This window comes from Vibrio rarus, from assembly GCF_024347075.1.
Taxonomy (GTDB): domain Bacteria; phylum Pseudomonadota; class Gammaproteobacteria; order Enterobacterales; family Vibrionaceae; genus Vibrio; species Vibrio rarus.
The window spans coordinates 2,085,448-2,100,181 of the sequence record NZ_AP024900.1; the positions used below are offsets into that span (position 1 = coordinate 2,085,448).

Here is a 14,734-nt window from a genome sequence, read left to right on the forward strand (position 1 = left end):
TCCTCAAAGTTTAGAAGGTTCTACCAATTGTGAAGGTGAAGACTTCTTTATCATCACCTTCATAAATTTCTACCGGTGTCGCTAATGAGAACACTAATGGTCCCATCGGTGACATCCATTGTAACGCAGCACCTACCGATGCACGGTAAGCAAATGGGTCTGAGTAATCGTAATAGTATTCAGAACCCGGTAAGTTTTTATCTACGTCGACATTTTTAAATTCAGTATCCCATACACTGGCAATATCAAAGAAAACACTCGTACGAATTTGGTTACGCAAGCTATCGCCAGCAAACGGGGTTGGTACGATTAACTCGATACTACCAAGCATAGTGGCGTTACCACCAGCGGATTCATTGGTCGCTGAATAACATGGGTTATTGCTACCTATGTTACCCGAACAGCCTGATGTATCGTTGTATACGGCTTTTGGACCCGCACTGTTAGAGCCAAAACCACGTAACGTAGTGAAACCGCCCGCATAGAAATTCTCATAAAATGGGAACAAGTTGTCATTGCCACCCGTTTGTCCATAACCATTACCATAACCTAAGCGTCCACGGAGCAACAATGCAAAGGTCTGTTTTTGGTTAAGAGGGAAGTACTGTCTCGCATCATACTGCAGTTTATAGTACTGAGCATCCGAACCCGGCACGGTTACTTTACCCGTTAAGCGTTGATGGTTACCGGATGTCGGGAACACACCTCGGTTTAGATTATTACGCGTCCAAGTCAGAGAAACGTCAAAATCATCCGTATCTAAGGTATTTTCTAAGTCGTTGTAGTTACTGCCTTGTGATTGCAGGAATTTTTCAATCTGCACATACGGGTCTAAGTTCGATAAGCTGTTATGGGTGTAACCAAAGCCCACCTCAAAAAAGTTCAATTCATCAAACGGGAAACCCCAAGTTAACGACCCGCCATAACTTTCATTGGTATAATCGACGATGCCGGCTTCTGACGCTTCAAATTTATTGTAAAAAACTTTACCGCCTAAGCTAACACCATCTAAGTTCCAATACGGATCTCGATACTCTAAACTGATGTTTTTCTGATAATCGTTCATCATGGCATTAATACCAACACGATTACCTGTACCTAAGAAGTTATCTTGCTGTAGGCCAACCTGGAAGCTGATACCTGATTCAGTACCATAGCCCACACCAAAGTTGACACTACCTGAGTTGGCTTCTTTCACTGTGTAAACCACATCCACCTGATCGCTGGTGCCCGGTACGCGCATTGTTTGCACGTCAACCGTTTCAAAGAAACCTAAGCGATTTAAACGTGTTTTACCCGTTTCCAAGTTTTTAGAGTTTAACCAACTGCCTTCCATTTGGCGCATTTCACGGCGCAAAACTTCATCTTTGGTGGTGTTATTGCCGACAAAGCGAATATCACGAACATAGATGCGGTTACCCGCCTCAACGTTAACCACTAAAGAAACCGTATGGTTCTCATCATCAAACTCTGGAATGGTACGAACATTAGGATAAGCGTACCCAGACTCGCCAAGTACGCGTTTAATGGACTCTTCCATTCCGGTTACAGCGGCACCGTTATACACGTCCCCAGCTTTAAATGGGTTCATAGCTTTAAATTCATCGCCTTTACCGATCAACTCACCGCGTACATCCACTTTTTCAACTTTGTACTGCTCCCCTTCATCTAAGAACAGGGAAATATACACGCCCTTCTTATCCGGAGAGATAGCCACTTGACTAGAGTCTACTTTGAACTTCAAATACCCCTGATTAAGGTAGTATGATTTCAATGCTTCTAAGTCACCTGCCAGTACTTGTTTTTGGTACTTTTCGTCGGCCATGAAGTTCCACCATGGCACATCAACGTTAAGTTTAAAGCGAGAAAGCAGTTCACTATCGGTAAATACCGTATTGCCAATAAAGTTAATTTGCTGAATTTTAGCGGACACGCCTTCAGAGAAAACAAATTTAAGATCGGCACGGTTACGAGGAAGAGGAGTAACAACCGCTTGTACTGAAGCGTTGTACTTACCTACACTGTAATAAAAATCTTCAAGACCCTTCTCTATGGTGCTCAATGCAGTACGGTCTAAAGCCTCACCCACACGCACACCTGAAGAGTCTAGGTTTTGTTTTAATTGGTCTTCTTCAATGGCTTTGTTACCAGAGAAAGAGACACTAGCGATAGTTGGGCGCTCTCTAACGCGAACCAATAAAACATTACCATCACGTAATACTTTTACGTCTTCGTAATTTCCAGATTTATACAAAGATTTAATGATGTCAGAGACATCTTTAGTGCCGACATCATCGCCGACACGAACGGGCATTTCAAGTAAGGCTGCACCTAGTGCAACACGCTGAAGGCCTTCAATTTTTATATCTTTGACAACAAAATTTTCTGCACCGTGAGCAACACTACTTCCTAGTAGTAACGCGGTCAGCAGGATACGTTTTAACGACATATCGACTTCTAATTTCCTATAAAAATACGCTGTGAGTCCTTAGAATTACAGACGCATAAAATCGTTTAAAATTGCGATAGACATCAGGGCAAATATGATTGCTCCACCGACGCGGTATCCCATTTCTTGAATTTTTTCAGGGACAGGGCGACGAGTCACGCCTTCCACCGCAAAAAACAACAGATGCCCGCCATCCAATATCGGCAGTGGCATCAAATTGATAATTCCTAAATTAATACTTATTAAGGCTAAGAAGCCAAGAAAATAAGCGAACCCATAATTGGCTGTAGCTCCCGCTCCCTTTGCAATGGAAATAGGACCACTGAGGTTATTTAACCCCACATCGCCGACAACCAGTTTCTTTAACATACTCAATGTTAAAAAGGTCACCTGCTTGGTTTTCTCAACAGCTCGACCAATGGACTCTAACGGACCAAATCTTAAGTCAAGCTTGTACTCTTCAGGCCAGGCATCCACTTTAGGCGATACACCGACAAATCCTGTTGGTCCTTGAGCGGTATCCCTAACTCCTGGAGTTAAGGTCAACGGCATCGTTTGCCCATCACGCTCAATTTCGATAGCTAATGGCTGGTCTGGATTATCGCGAATAATAGAAGCAAAGTCTTGCCACTTGCTCACAGAGTTACCATTCACTGATAAAACGGTATCTCCAACCTTGAGTCCTGCCTTGTGTGCTGCGCCATCTTCCTGTACATGAGCAAAGGTTAAGTGCATTTGTGGCGAATAGGGTCTAAATCCTAATGTTGTCATTGCTGACTCAGTTTCAGGATCAAAGTTCCAGCCATCAAGATCCACGAGCAAGGTGCGCTCTTGGCCTAAATCGTCCGGTGACTGCACCGTCACTGTCATTTGCTTATCGCCAATTCTGGCAATAAGTCCCATATTCACCGATTCCCAATCGGAAGTTTGGACGCCATCAATCGACTTAAGTTCCATTCCTGATTGAAATCCCGCTTGAGCGACATAAGAATTGGGCGTGACTTCACCAATAACAGGCTTAACCGCCGGTACGCCGATTAAAAACACCAGCCAATACGCCACAATCGCAAACAAAAAGTTAGCTAACGGACCTGCGGCAACAATGGCGCTGCGTTGCCATAGGGATTTGTGATCAAACGCTTGATGCTTTTCATGCTCAGCCACATCTTCAACACGACCATCGAGCATTTTTACATAGCCACCCAAAGGGATAACTGAAATAGAGTACTCGGTGCCTGTTTTACCTATTTTTTTCCACAAGGACTTACCAAAGCCAATAGAGAACTTATGGACTTTTACACCACAACGGCGTGCCACCCAAAAGTGGCCGTATTCATGCACTGCAACTAATATGCCCAGAGCAATAACAAATGAAGCAAAATTCCATAAAACTGAAGTCATGTCATCCTTCCTTAACTCAGTTGCTCACGAGCGAGAGAGCGCGCCATTCTATCTAGCTCTATCAAGCTTTCCAAGCTATCCAATTGACTGGCTTGTTCAGTTGCACAAACCTTATCCATTACACGACTATTTACTCGTGCAATATCAGTAAATGCAATACGTCGGTTCAAAAATGCATCTACCGCAATTTCATTAGCTGCATTTAATGCCGTTGTTGCATGTTGTCCACTATAGCAAGCATCGATCGCCAGTTCCAAACACGGATAACGAGCAAAGTCAGGTTTTATGAAGCTAAGCTCACCTATCTCTGTAAAATCAAGGGCTTTAACCCCTGCCGGTACCCGTTCTGGGTAAGCTAACGTTAAAGAAATGGGTGTACACATATCCGGTTCACCTAACTGAGCCAGCGTTGAGCCATCTTGGTACTGCACCATAGAATGAATTACCGACTGTGGATGAATCACAACCTTCAACTGCTCTTTGCTTGCATTAAACAGCCAACGAGCTTCAATATACTCTAGGCCCTTGTTCATCATACTCGCTGAATCCACAGAGATTTTAGGTCCCATAGACCAATTAGGATGTGCAATAGCCTGCTCGGGAGTCACTGAGTGTAAGGATTCGATATCACTGTATCGAAATGGCCCACCGGAACCGGTGAGTAAAATTTTTGATACGCCAGCCGCCTGTAAATCACAGTGACCCAAGTTAGTTTGAATATTGGGCGAAAGGCACTGAAAAATAGCGTTATGTTCACTATCTACTGGCATTAATTGTGCGTTGTATTTTTTAACAGCATCCACAAACAGTTGCCCAGACATAACCAAGGCTTCTTTATTGGCCAGCAACAGACGTTTACCTGCTTTAACGGCGGCCATAGTTGATAATAAGCCGGCGGCACCGACAATCGCCGCCATCACCATATCCACTTCAGGTAAAGAGGCGATGTGACAAAGACTCTCCTCCCCTGCTAATACTTGTGTTTTGCAGCCGGCTGCGCGCAATGCTTGTTGCAATGTCTGTGCGGCGGCTTTATTTGCCATAGCGGCATATTGCGGTTGCCACTGCAAGCACAGAGCAAGCATTTTAGTGTGATTGCTCCCAGCCCCAAGAGCATAAACATTATACCGTTGTGGGTTGTGAGCGATAACGCTTAAAGTGCTGCTACCAATAGAGCCTGTAGCGCCTAAAATAGTGATGTTTTTCATGCTAATTGACCAATCAAGTGCCGTTTACTGCAACATGAAATAAAGAATAGTAAATACCGGAAATGCTGCGGTAAGGCTGTCCACGCGATCAAGTACGCCGCCGTGTCCAGGAATAATATTGCTGCTGTCTTTGATACCTGCGACACGCTTAAACATACTTTCTACTAAATCACCTAATACAGAGATAATTACGGTGATCAGTGTCAGTAGTATCATCAACCAAGGGGTTGAAAATTGCAGTTCAAACCATGTTGCCATGCCCCACCCTACAAGCAATGCCACTATAATACCGCCGATAAGGCCTTCAATGGTTTTATTTGGGCTTACGTGTGGCGCCATTTTATGCTTGCCAAAGTGTCTTCCTGCAAAGTAAGCACCGCTATCGGCCGCCCAGACTAATGCACATACGTACATGACAAGCTTAGCACCATAATAGCTATCGACGTCGACATGCACTGCGCGAAGTGCAACGATACTCCAGAAAAACGGTACTAAGGTCAGTAAACCAAAGAAAAAACGCAATATATCGGAGTCTTTCCATAAGGAAGTGCTTTTAGGGTAAGTAATAGCTAAAGCACTGGCAATGATCCACCAACATGCGCCAATAGCGATCACTATGGATAAACTGCCTGTTATATCGAAATTTGAGATAGTGTTGGACGGTATGAAAGAGAAGGTGCAGAGGAAGCCTGTGAGTAACAAAATCATTTTTGTTGCACGAGGGCCGGATTCAATAAACTGTGTCCATTCCCACAAGCCAATTAAAGTAATGGCACCCAACATTAGCATAAAGCCAACAAATGGCAGTTGGAATACACCCCATATAACCAGAGGGCCGAGGATTAAAGCCGTTATAATACGCTGCTTCAAGGCTGTTTCCTTATTTGTTGTCTATAAGTGCTTTGATCTGTTCCCCAGTACAACCAAATCGACGTTCTCGATTAACGTACCAAGAGATAGCTTCCGCTAAGCTATCTTCATCAAAGTCAGGCCAGTGCTGCTCACAAAAATACATTTCTGCGTAAGCCACTTGCCATAATAAAAAATTACTCAGTCGCGATTCACCACTGGTACGGATCAGAAGATCCACATCGGGTAAGTCCGCAAGGCACACCTGTTGTGAAATCATCTGCTCGGTAATATCGGCAGGATCAATTTCGCCACGTAACGCTTGTTCTGCTATACGTCGAGTCGCTTGTGCAATATCCCATTTACCACCGTAATTGGCGGCCACATTAATCACAAGCCCACTATTATCTTGTGTCAATCGCTCTGCATCTGCGATTTTTTTCTGTAAACGAGAGTTAAAGCCCGCTTTATCGCCAATGATTCTCAGTTTAAGATCATTTTTGTGTAGGCGCTTTACTTCCGTTGATAATAGAGTGATAAACAATTCCATCAGCAAACTGACTTCTTCTTTAGGGCGACGCCAGTTTTCGCTACTAAACGCAAATAAAGTTACGGATTTTATGCCTAACTTTGCCGCAGCCGTTATGGTTTTTCTGACCGCATTGACGCCTCTCTTGTGACCATAAACACGAGGTTTACCATGCGATTTAGCCCAACGGCCATTTCCATCCATAATGATAGCAATGTGCTGAGGAATTGAGCTTGGTGTTATTGATGCATCAGACATAAAGAAGTAAGGAATAATTAACAGGTGGGAGATAATAGCAGAAAAAAACGCTGCACTGTAGGTGCAACGTTTTAAGAATCAGTTGATTGTAAGTTTTTAAACTTCCATCAACTCTTTTTCTTTGGCAGCAAGAACTTCATCAACGTTCTTAACCGCAGCATCAGTCAGCTTCTGAATCTCGTCTTGTGCTTTACGATCTTCATCTTCAGAGATTTCTTTGTCTTTTAGTAGTGCTTTAAAATCACTGTTAGCATCACGACGAATATTACGTACTGCAACGCGAGCACCTTCAGCTTCACCGCGAACGATCTTAACCAGATCTTTACGACGTTCTTCTGTTAGTGGTGGAAGCGGTACACGAATTACCGTACCTGCAGACATAGGGTTTAAACCTAGATCAGATTGAAGAATGGCTTTTTCTACTTTTGGCGCTAGTTCTCTGTCAAATACAGTAATAGCAAGAGTACGAGCATCTTCAGCAACCACGTTAGCCACTTGGTTTAGAGGCGTTGGTGCACCATAGTACTCAACGGATAGACCCGATAGAAGACTTGGGTGTGCACGACCAGTACGCACTTTTGACAGTGTGTTTTTTAGCGCTTCTACGCTTTTTTCCATGCGCTGTTGCGCGTCTTGTTTGATTTCGTTAATCACGATTTCACCTTTGAAATTGTCAAGGTCTAATGACCATCATAAATAGTGCTAGGGCGATTATTCCGCGTTGCTGATCAGTGTACCTTCAGCTTCACCCATTACCACGCGACGCAATGCGCCTGGCTTGTTCATATTAAATACACGAATAGGCATGTTGTGATCACGAGCCAATGTGAATGCGGCTAGATCCATCACTTTAAGTTCTTTATCTAGGACTTCATTGTACGTTAAGTTGCTGTAAAGTTCAGCGTCTGGGTTCGTTGCAGGGTCAGCATTGTATACGCCGTCAACTTTTGTCGCTTTTAATACAAGATCCGCTTCAATTTCGATACCGCGAAGACACGCAGCTGAATCTGTTGTGAAGAATGGGTTACCTGTACCTGCTGAGAAAATAACAACACGGCCATGACGCAATTCGCGAATCGCATCCGCCCAGTTATAGTCGTCACAAACACCTTTTAATTGGATTGCCGACATAACACGTGCATTTACATAAGCTCGGTGCAGTGCATCACGCATAGCCAGGCCATTCATTACTGTTGCTAGCATACCCATGTGATCGCCTACTACGCGGTTCATACCCGCTTCAGCAAGACCTGCACCGCGGAACAGGTTACCACCACCGATAACCACACCCACTTCAACACCTAATTCAACCAACTCTTTTATTTCCTGAGCCATACGCTCAAGAATGGTTGGGTCGATACCAAAACCTTCTGAACCTTGCAGGGCCTCACCACTCAGTTTTAATAGAATACGCTGATATGCTGGTTTAGGATTTGTAGTCATGAAGTATACCTTCTAAAAGAGTTCATTGATTAACAGTTGAGAATAAAGACTTAGTGTTCCCACTTAAGGAATCATATTCCTTAGTTATCTAGGAGTAAATCCCAATTCTTAACGGCTAAATTTATACCTATTCGTAAAAAGACCGCAGCGTTAGCTACGGTCTTTAATATTTCGCTAAGGTTATTAATTAACCTTTTTGAACTGCAGCTACTTCGTCAGCAAAGCTCATTTCAGCTTTCTTCTCGATGCCTTCACCTACTTCTAGGCGAACAAAGTCAGTTACTGTTGCGTTACGTTCTTTAAGAATATCGCCAACAGTTTTCTTTGGTTCCATAACAAATGCTTGACCTGTTAGAGAGATTTCGCCCGTGAATTTCTTCATACGGCCAACAACCATTTTCTCTGCGATTTCAGCAGGTTTGCCTTCGTTCATTGCAATTTCAACTTGAACCGCTTTTTCTTTCTCAACTACATCAGCTGGAACGTCAGAAGGGTTAAGGAAATCTGGACGAGAAGCAGCAACGTGCATTGCAATGTGCTTAAGTGTTTCAGCTTCGCCTTCACCAGCAACAACAACACCAATCTTAGTACCGTGACGGTAAGCAGAAAGAGCAGCACCTTTCACGTATTGTACGCGACGGATGTTGATGTTTTCGCCGATTTTAGCTACTAGAGCAATACGAGTGTCTTCGAATTTTGCTTGTAGTTCTTCAACTGTAGCTTGTGAAGCTAGAGCAGCGTCAGCTACTTCGTCAGCGAAAGCGTTGAAGCTTACATCTTTAGCTACAAAGTCAGTTTGGCAGTTAACTTCAAGAAGAACAGCTACGCCGTTCGCATCTTTAACAATGATTGCGCCTTCAGCAGCTACGTTGCCTGCTTTCTTAGCCGCTTTAGCAGCGCCAGATTTACGCATGTTTTCAATAGCTAGTTCGATGTCGCCGTCTGTTGCAGTCAGCGCTTTCTTACAGTCCATCATACCTGCGCCAGTACGGTCGCGCAGTTCTTTTACTAGAGCAGCAGTTACAGCCATTCTCTAATCCTCAAGTTTGATTCAAAAGGTAAAATTCAGGGGCCTAAATTGGGGCCCCTGATACATACTAGCATTTAGTTTATTACTGATTAATTATCAGCAAATAACTAAATGTGACTTGGAGCCGCTATTATTCAGCTTCTTCTACGAAACCGTCTTTGTCTGCAGCAGTAGCAACGTCTTTGTTACGACCTTCAGTCACAGATAGTGCAACAGCGTTTAGGTAAAGTTGTACCGCGCGGATTGCATCGTCGTTACCAGGGATGATGAAATCAACACCGTCTGGATCAGAGTTAGTATCTACAACAGCGTATACAGGGATACCTAGGTTGTTTGCTTCTTTAACTGCGATGTGCTCGTGATCAGCGTCGATTACGAATAGAGCGTCTGGTAGGCCGCCCATATCTTTGATACCACCAAGAGATTTCTCAAGCTTCTCCATTTCGCGAGTACGCATTAGAGCTTCTTTCTTAGTTAGTTTCTCAAAAGTACCGTCTTGAGCTTGAGATTCAAGTTCTTTTAGACGCTTGATAGACTGACGAACAGTTTTGTAGTTTGTTAGCATACCGCCTAACCAGCGGTTGTTAACGTAGAATTGGTTGCTTGCGATAGCAGCTTCTTTAACAGCTTCAGATGCAGCGCGTTTAGTACCAACGAAAAGAACTTTACCTTTTTTCTCGCCAACTTTAGCAAGCTCAGTTAGAGCTTCGTTGAACATAGGAACCGTTTTTTCTAGGTTGATGATATGTACTTTGTTACGAGCACCAAAGATGAATGGCTTCATTTTTGGGTTCCAGTAACGAGTCTGGTGACCGAAGTGAACACCAGCTTTAAGCATATCGCGCATTGATACAGTTGCCATTTTATAATCCTCTATTGGGGTTAGGCCTCCACATTCCCCATGGTTTCGACTCCCGTTATTTGAACATCAAATAATGAAGCACCCCGAAACATGTGACGAAATGTGTGTGATTTAAGTAATAAGTAAGTGAGATAGATAACCACCTCGCCCTATCTAAAATAGGAAGAAAATGGATTCTATCTCGGCGCGCTTTATACCATATTTATTACAGATTGCGCCAGTAATATCGTGTTTATTTACTGTAAAGGACTAAAGCTGTCTCTTGCCGAGAGTTATTTTCATTTGCGAGTATGCACAGTGTTGTTAGAATAAAGGCAATTGTAGCAAGAGTTAAACTGAGTACAGCATGTCGATAAAAATTAAAACTGAAGCTGAAATCGAAAAAATGCGCGTTGCAGGTAAATTAGCAGCCGACGTTTTAGAGATGATCGCCCCACATGTCAAAGAAGGGGTAACGACGGAGGAGTTAAACACTCTTTGTCACGAATTTACCCTAGAAAATGGCGCTTACTCCGCCCCATTAGATTACCACGGGTTCCCTAAGTCTATCTGTACGTCAATCAACCATATTGTTTGTCACGGCATTCCTGCCAGTGAAGATGAGGTGGGTAGTAACGGACAGAAAAAACCAGCGGTTCTGAAAAACGGCGATATTGTCAATATCGATATCACTGTCATCATCCCAGACGATGCCAATGCCGATCTCAGCACGCGTCCAGAGGGTTATCATGGGGACACATCAAAAATGTTTTTGATTGGTGACGTCGCGCCTGCGGATAAGCGTTTATGCATGGTGGCTCAAGAAGCACTTTATTTAGCGATGAAGCAAGTGAAACCTGGTGCAACTGTGGGTCAAATAGGTACCACTATTGAAAAGTACATCAAAGACAATAATAAAAAGAACCCACGTAATAAGTTCTCTATTGTTAAAGATTTCTGTGGTCATGGTATCGGCAACGAGTTCCATGAAGAGCCTCAAGTCGTGCACTACAAAAACTTTGACCGTCGCGTATTAAAAGAAGGTATGTGCTTTACCATTGAACCTATGATTAACGCGGGTAAATTTGGTTGTACTATCGATGCCAATGACGATTGGACAGTATACACAGGTGATAGCAAAAACTCGGCCCAATGGGAGCACACCATTGTCGTCACCAAAGAGGGTTGTGAAGTTCTGACTCTACGCAGTGAGGAATCCATCCCACGCCTGATGAATAATACCAATCATACTAAATAACGGGGCATTCTAGCCTGTTAAAATACTCGATAACTGCGTTAGAATTTTTGATTGTAGAATCACTACTTATGGAAAAATTCTGCCTTGTTTTCGAGCGTTTTTCCTGCGCTATTTCTGATCACTTACTTAGTGTGATGGTATGACAAGTAAATTGTGCTTTAGGGCCTAGGTAACTAGGCCCTACATAGTAATACCACTCACAACCCAATTACACCCAATATTCCTCAACATTTATCTCATCGATTTGCTCTGGTGCTAAATATTTTTCCGCATAAATGCGATAGATTTCACTGCGCAAAAACAGGCGATACACATCCCTGTCCAAATGTTCATCAAGCACCATAAACTTCATTATTTTCAAAGATTGACTTAAGGTTTTCGCCTTTTTATAAGGCCTATCTGCCGCAGTTAATGCTTCAAATACGTCAGCCAGTGCTAAAATGCGCTCTGGAATGCTCAGCTGCTCTCTGTGCAGTTTTCTTGGGTATCCCGTGCCCTTCATTGTTTCATGGTGGGTGGAGGCATAACGGGGCACTTTAGAGAGTTCTTCAGGAAACGGCATCCTCTCTAACATTTTGATGGTACTTACAATATGCTCATTAATCTTAAACCTATCTTCCACCGTTAGAGTGCCTCGTGCAATACAAAGGTTATACACCTCCCCTCGATTAGCAAGATGGCTTGGGATCTCCATTTTTATTTCAAAACTATCATCAAAGGCGACGTCGTGGGGATGAGGGATCAAGTGCTGGGGTTTATCCGCTAATAACGTTTCTGTCGCAGGGGTGCAAGACGAAACCTTACAATGAGCAAGGTGACGCTCCTCTTCTGGAGATAAGCCTAATTGGTCATCAAGATAACGAGTCCACGTTTTCTGAGCAATTTTTTCGATACGAGATATGGCTTCATCTTCCATCACTTCCCCACCGATGTTGGCGTTAGCAACCTCCGCAAACTCCGCTTTTAACTGCTCAATATTTTGTTGTAACTGAGCATCTTTTTCCGGTTCAAGCTGTGGTGACTGTTGCTGGTAGAAGCTAATAATCTGATCGCGAATCATCACCTCAAAGCGGGTGCGTATTTCGTGAATACGATTATAATTGGCCTCAAGTTTTGAGCCCTTATCGACGATGTGCTCAGGGGTGGTGATCTTGCCACAATCATGCAGCCAGGCGGCAATTCTAAACTCCCTTCTTTGGGCATCATTGGCAAACTCAAAATCTGCAAAAGCGCTGCTTTCTTCCTTCTCAGCTTTTTCGGCCAACATAATGGCAAGGTCGGGAACTCGATTACAATGACCCGCGGTATAAGGGGACTTGTCATCGATAGCCTGGGCAATAAGTTGAATAAAGGAATCCACAAACCCTTGCTGCTGCTTCTGATAGGCGGCGAGCTCTGATGCTGTTGTTTTCACCGAAATCGACAACTCGTCCAGTTCAGTGATACGTGTTGGGACACGACTGACGTCTAGATAACGATGCTGACGAACTTTTTTTGTCTGCTCGATAAGAGCCAAAATAGGATTAATGATGGGATTGGAGAAAATACGCGACAGAGGGATCAATAACAATAATATTGCCGCTGAACCTAAGGTCGCTGCCATCACGTTACTCAGCGCCGCCTTTAACAACGAATCGGCGGGCACGGTGATCCCTAAATACTCTCGCCCTTGATCAAACAAATCTATTTGCTGCACAAAACCAAAGTAACTATCTTCACCCACGTTAAACTTGGTCAACTTGCCTTGTAACTCTTCATCTTTAGCTGCATCAACCAGAAATTTATAGGGGACAACACTTCTCGGACTATCATCGGAAAACCACTTCATATCTAAGAAAAGTCGCTCGTTTGGCGTCAAGCTGCTTACGGCTTGATTAATAATATCGATGAGCTTAGGAGAGAGATTTTTCGCCACTAAGTGAAAAGAGTTCATGGCATGCAACTTGCCGTCTTGGTTGTCTTCTTGTACTGAAATCCCATGTAAAAAGTGTTGATCTATGGTGCTTTTCAAAATCACCGACAAATCCATTACCGCGTCCAACTCACCGCTGTATAAATACTTTAATCCTGAATATAAATCATCAATTTCTACAATTTGTATCTGTGGCTGACTCGCTTTTAGTTCGTTGATGATCGACCAGCCCTTAAGAATTCCCACTCGCTTACCTTGTAGTTGATGCAGGCTATGCACCCCTTTATCCAATGACGCTATGCCAAAGTTAAAATGGGCCAAAGGAACGCTCATCTCACCAAGGGAGCGATTGGTTTTGTTATTGGCCACAGGAGAAAGAATATCAAGATCTCCGTGCTTATAGGATTGCACCAACTCCAACCAACTGTAACCATTAATGAATTTAAACGACATGCCCGTCTTTAATGACACGATTTTCATTATGTCTACAAAGTAGCCTGTTGGCTTGCCAAACACAGCAAAGTCTAACGGTGGCCAATCCGTTTGGTTAGACACTTCTATACTGCCTGAATCGGCAATTAATTTACGTTGCGCTGCAGTTAAAGCCAGCGGGGTGACTTTAGGTAGCACTAAAAAAGCATCATCTTGGGAGGAGGATTTTAAGGAACCCGATTCATCATAAATAAAGAACTGCGCCTTTAAGTTGGTTCTCGCCTGACCTAGGCTCTGTTTCACTTCATGAGAAAGTGAAGACACCACCACGTCAATACCAATCACACTCCCCCATTTGGAGTTTTTAATGCGCGAAGCGTAGGTTTGCCCGTTCAACTGTACATTATGAAATAAATAAGGGTCGGTTTTGTATACATCGACTTTAGCGGCACCAATAAACCAAGGTCGCTTGGTTGCGTCAAATTTACTGATATCGCTCACACTGGTTCGTAAATGAAAGTCGGCGTCATAGAAGGAGGTGGTTTTTTTATTCACTCCATTTTGTTGCTTAACCTCCACCACCACCCAACGGTCGTCAATAGTGGCGGATAACTGCTGGCGCAACAACGGAACGGAGTCTAAGTTAATCAGTTGATAAAAATGCCCATCATCACGAGCCAAATACAGGCTGTAGAACATAGGGCTATCAGCCATTAAATTAACAAACGCATCTCTTGCTATGTGGTTTTCATCAAACTGTTCAAACTCTTGCCCAAGGCCCGACAGCAGTCGAGTCACATTGGTAATAACTTCATCAAACTCTCTAACCTCAGAGCCTATGCTATGGGCAATATTTTGGTATTTATCCAATGCCGTATGCAGCGCTTGTTGCCGACTAAAATAGTATTGCAAGCTAATGGCCACGGTGGCGGTTATGCAAGTGGTGAGGATAAAGAGGCTAATCACCGTAAATTTAATCGAAAAACGCCTTTTCATCTTATCCTCTATCACAATTACACCTTTGTTTAGGTTAGAACAATTTTTTGCAAAGTGTCTGAATATTATGGTTTTTTATAGCGAATAATATTTATGCATTTAAAAAATAATCTTTATCTTGCCATTAA

The 14,734-nt window shown here is 43.3% G+C and carries 11 protein-coding genes; 1 reads left to right on the forward strand and 10 read right to left on the reverse strand.

All coding sequences use genetic code 11. From position 1 onward, the window contains the following. Window positions 1–10: 10 nt before the first annotated feature. From bamA to rpsB, 9 genes are all read right to left on the reverse strand, one after another. A complete protein-coding gene (gene bamA / locus OCU56_RS09490) occupies window positions 11–2,449 on the reverse strand; it encodes an outer membrane protein assembly factor BamA (protein WP_261872993.1) in 2,439 nt (812 codons plus the stop codon). Between the two features lie 45 nt (window positions 2,450–2,494). Then, window positions 2,495–3,850 (reverse strand): sigma E protease regulator RseP, encoded by a 1,356-nt coding sequence (gene rseP / locus OCU56_RS09495; protein ID WP_261872994.1) that lies wholly within the window; start codon window positions 3,848–3,850, stop codon window positions 2,495–2,497. Window positions 3,851–3,861: 11 nt separating this feature from the next. Beyond that, window positions 3,862–5,058 carry a 1-deoxy-D-xylulose-5-phosphate reductoisomerase gene (gene ispC / locus OCU56_RS09500; protein WP_261872995.1) on the reverse strand — a complete coding sequence of 399 codons (1,197 nt, stop codon included), beginning with the start codon at window positions 5,056–5,058 and terminating at the stop codon, window positions 3,862–3,864. Between the two features lie 24 nt (window positions 5,059–5,082). After that, entirely contained in the window at window positions 5,083–5,928 is an 846-nt protein-coding gene (locus tag OCU56_RS09505) for a phosphatidate cytidylyltransferase (RefSeq protein ID WP_261872996.1), read from the reverse strand. 10 nt (window positions 5,929–5,938) lie between these two features. After that, entirely contained in the window at window positions 5,939–6,694 is a 756-nt protein-coding gene (locus tag OCU56_RS09510) for an isoprenyl transferase (protein ID WP_261872997.1), read from the reverse strand. 96 nt (window positions 6,695–6,790) lie between these two features. Continuing rightward, window positions 6,791–7,348 carry a ribosome recycling factor gene (gene frr, locus OCU56_RS09515; RefSeq protein WP_261872998.1) on the reverse strand — a complete coding sequence of 186 codons (558 nt, stop codon included), beginning with the start codon at window positions 7,346–7,348 and terminating at the stop codon, window positions 6,791–6,793. A 57-nt stretch (window positions 7,349–7,405) separates the two neighbouring features. Then, window positions 7,406–8,137, reverse strand: coding sequence for a UMP kinase (pyrH, locus tag OCU56_RS09520; RefSeq protein ID WP_261872999.1), 732 nt, complete (start codon window positions 8,135–8,137; stop codon window positions 7,406–7,408). Between the two features lie 187 nt (window positions 8,138–8,324). Continuing rightward, window positions 8,325–9,167 (reverse strand): translation elongation factor Ts, encoded by an 843-nt coding sequence (gene tsf, locus OCU56_RS09525; protein ID WP_261873000.1) that lies wholly within the window; start codon window positions 9,165–9,167, stop codon window positions 8,325–8,327. A gap of 130 nt (window positions 9,168–9,297) precedes the next feature. Continuing rightward, window positions 9,298–10,029: a 30S ribosomal protein S2 gene (gene rpsB, locus OCU56_RS09530; protein ID WP_261873001.1), complete on the reverse strand. Its 732-nt coding sequence runs from the start codon at window positions 10,027–10,029 to the stop codon at window positions 9,298–9,300. Window positions 10,030–10,375: 346 nt separating this feature from the next. On the opposite strand from rpsB, the gene map reads away from it, so the two are divergent. After that, on the forward strand, window positions 10,376–11,266 hold the full coding sequence (gene map / locus OCU56_RS09535; protein ID WP_261873002.1) for a type I methionyl aminopeptidase: 891 nt from the start codon (window positions 10,376–10,378) through the stop codon (window positions 11,264–11,266). Window positions 11,267–11,474: 208 nt separating this feature from the next. Here the strand turns inward: map and OCU56_RS09540 are convergent, their stop codons facing one another. After that, entirely contained in the window at window positions 11,475–14,606 is a 3,132-nt protein-coding gene (locus OCU56_RS09540) for an HD domain-containing phosphohydrolase (RefSeq protein ID WP_261873003.1), read from the reverse strand. Between the last annotated feature and the right edge of the window lie 128 nt (window positions 14,607–14,734).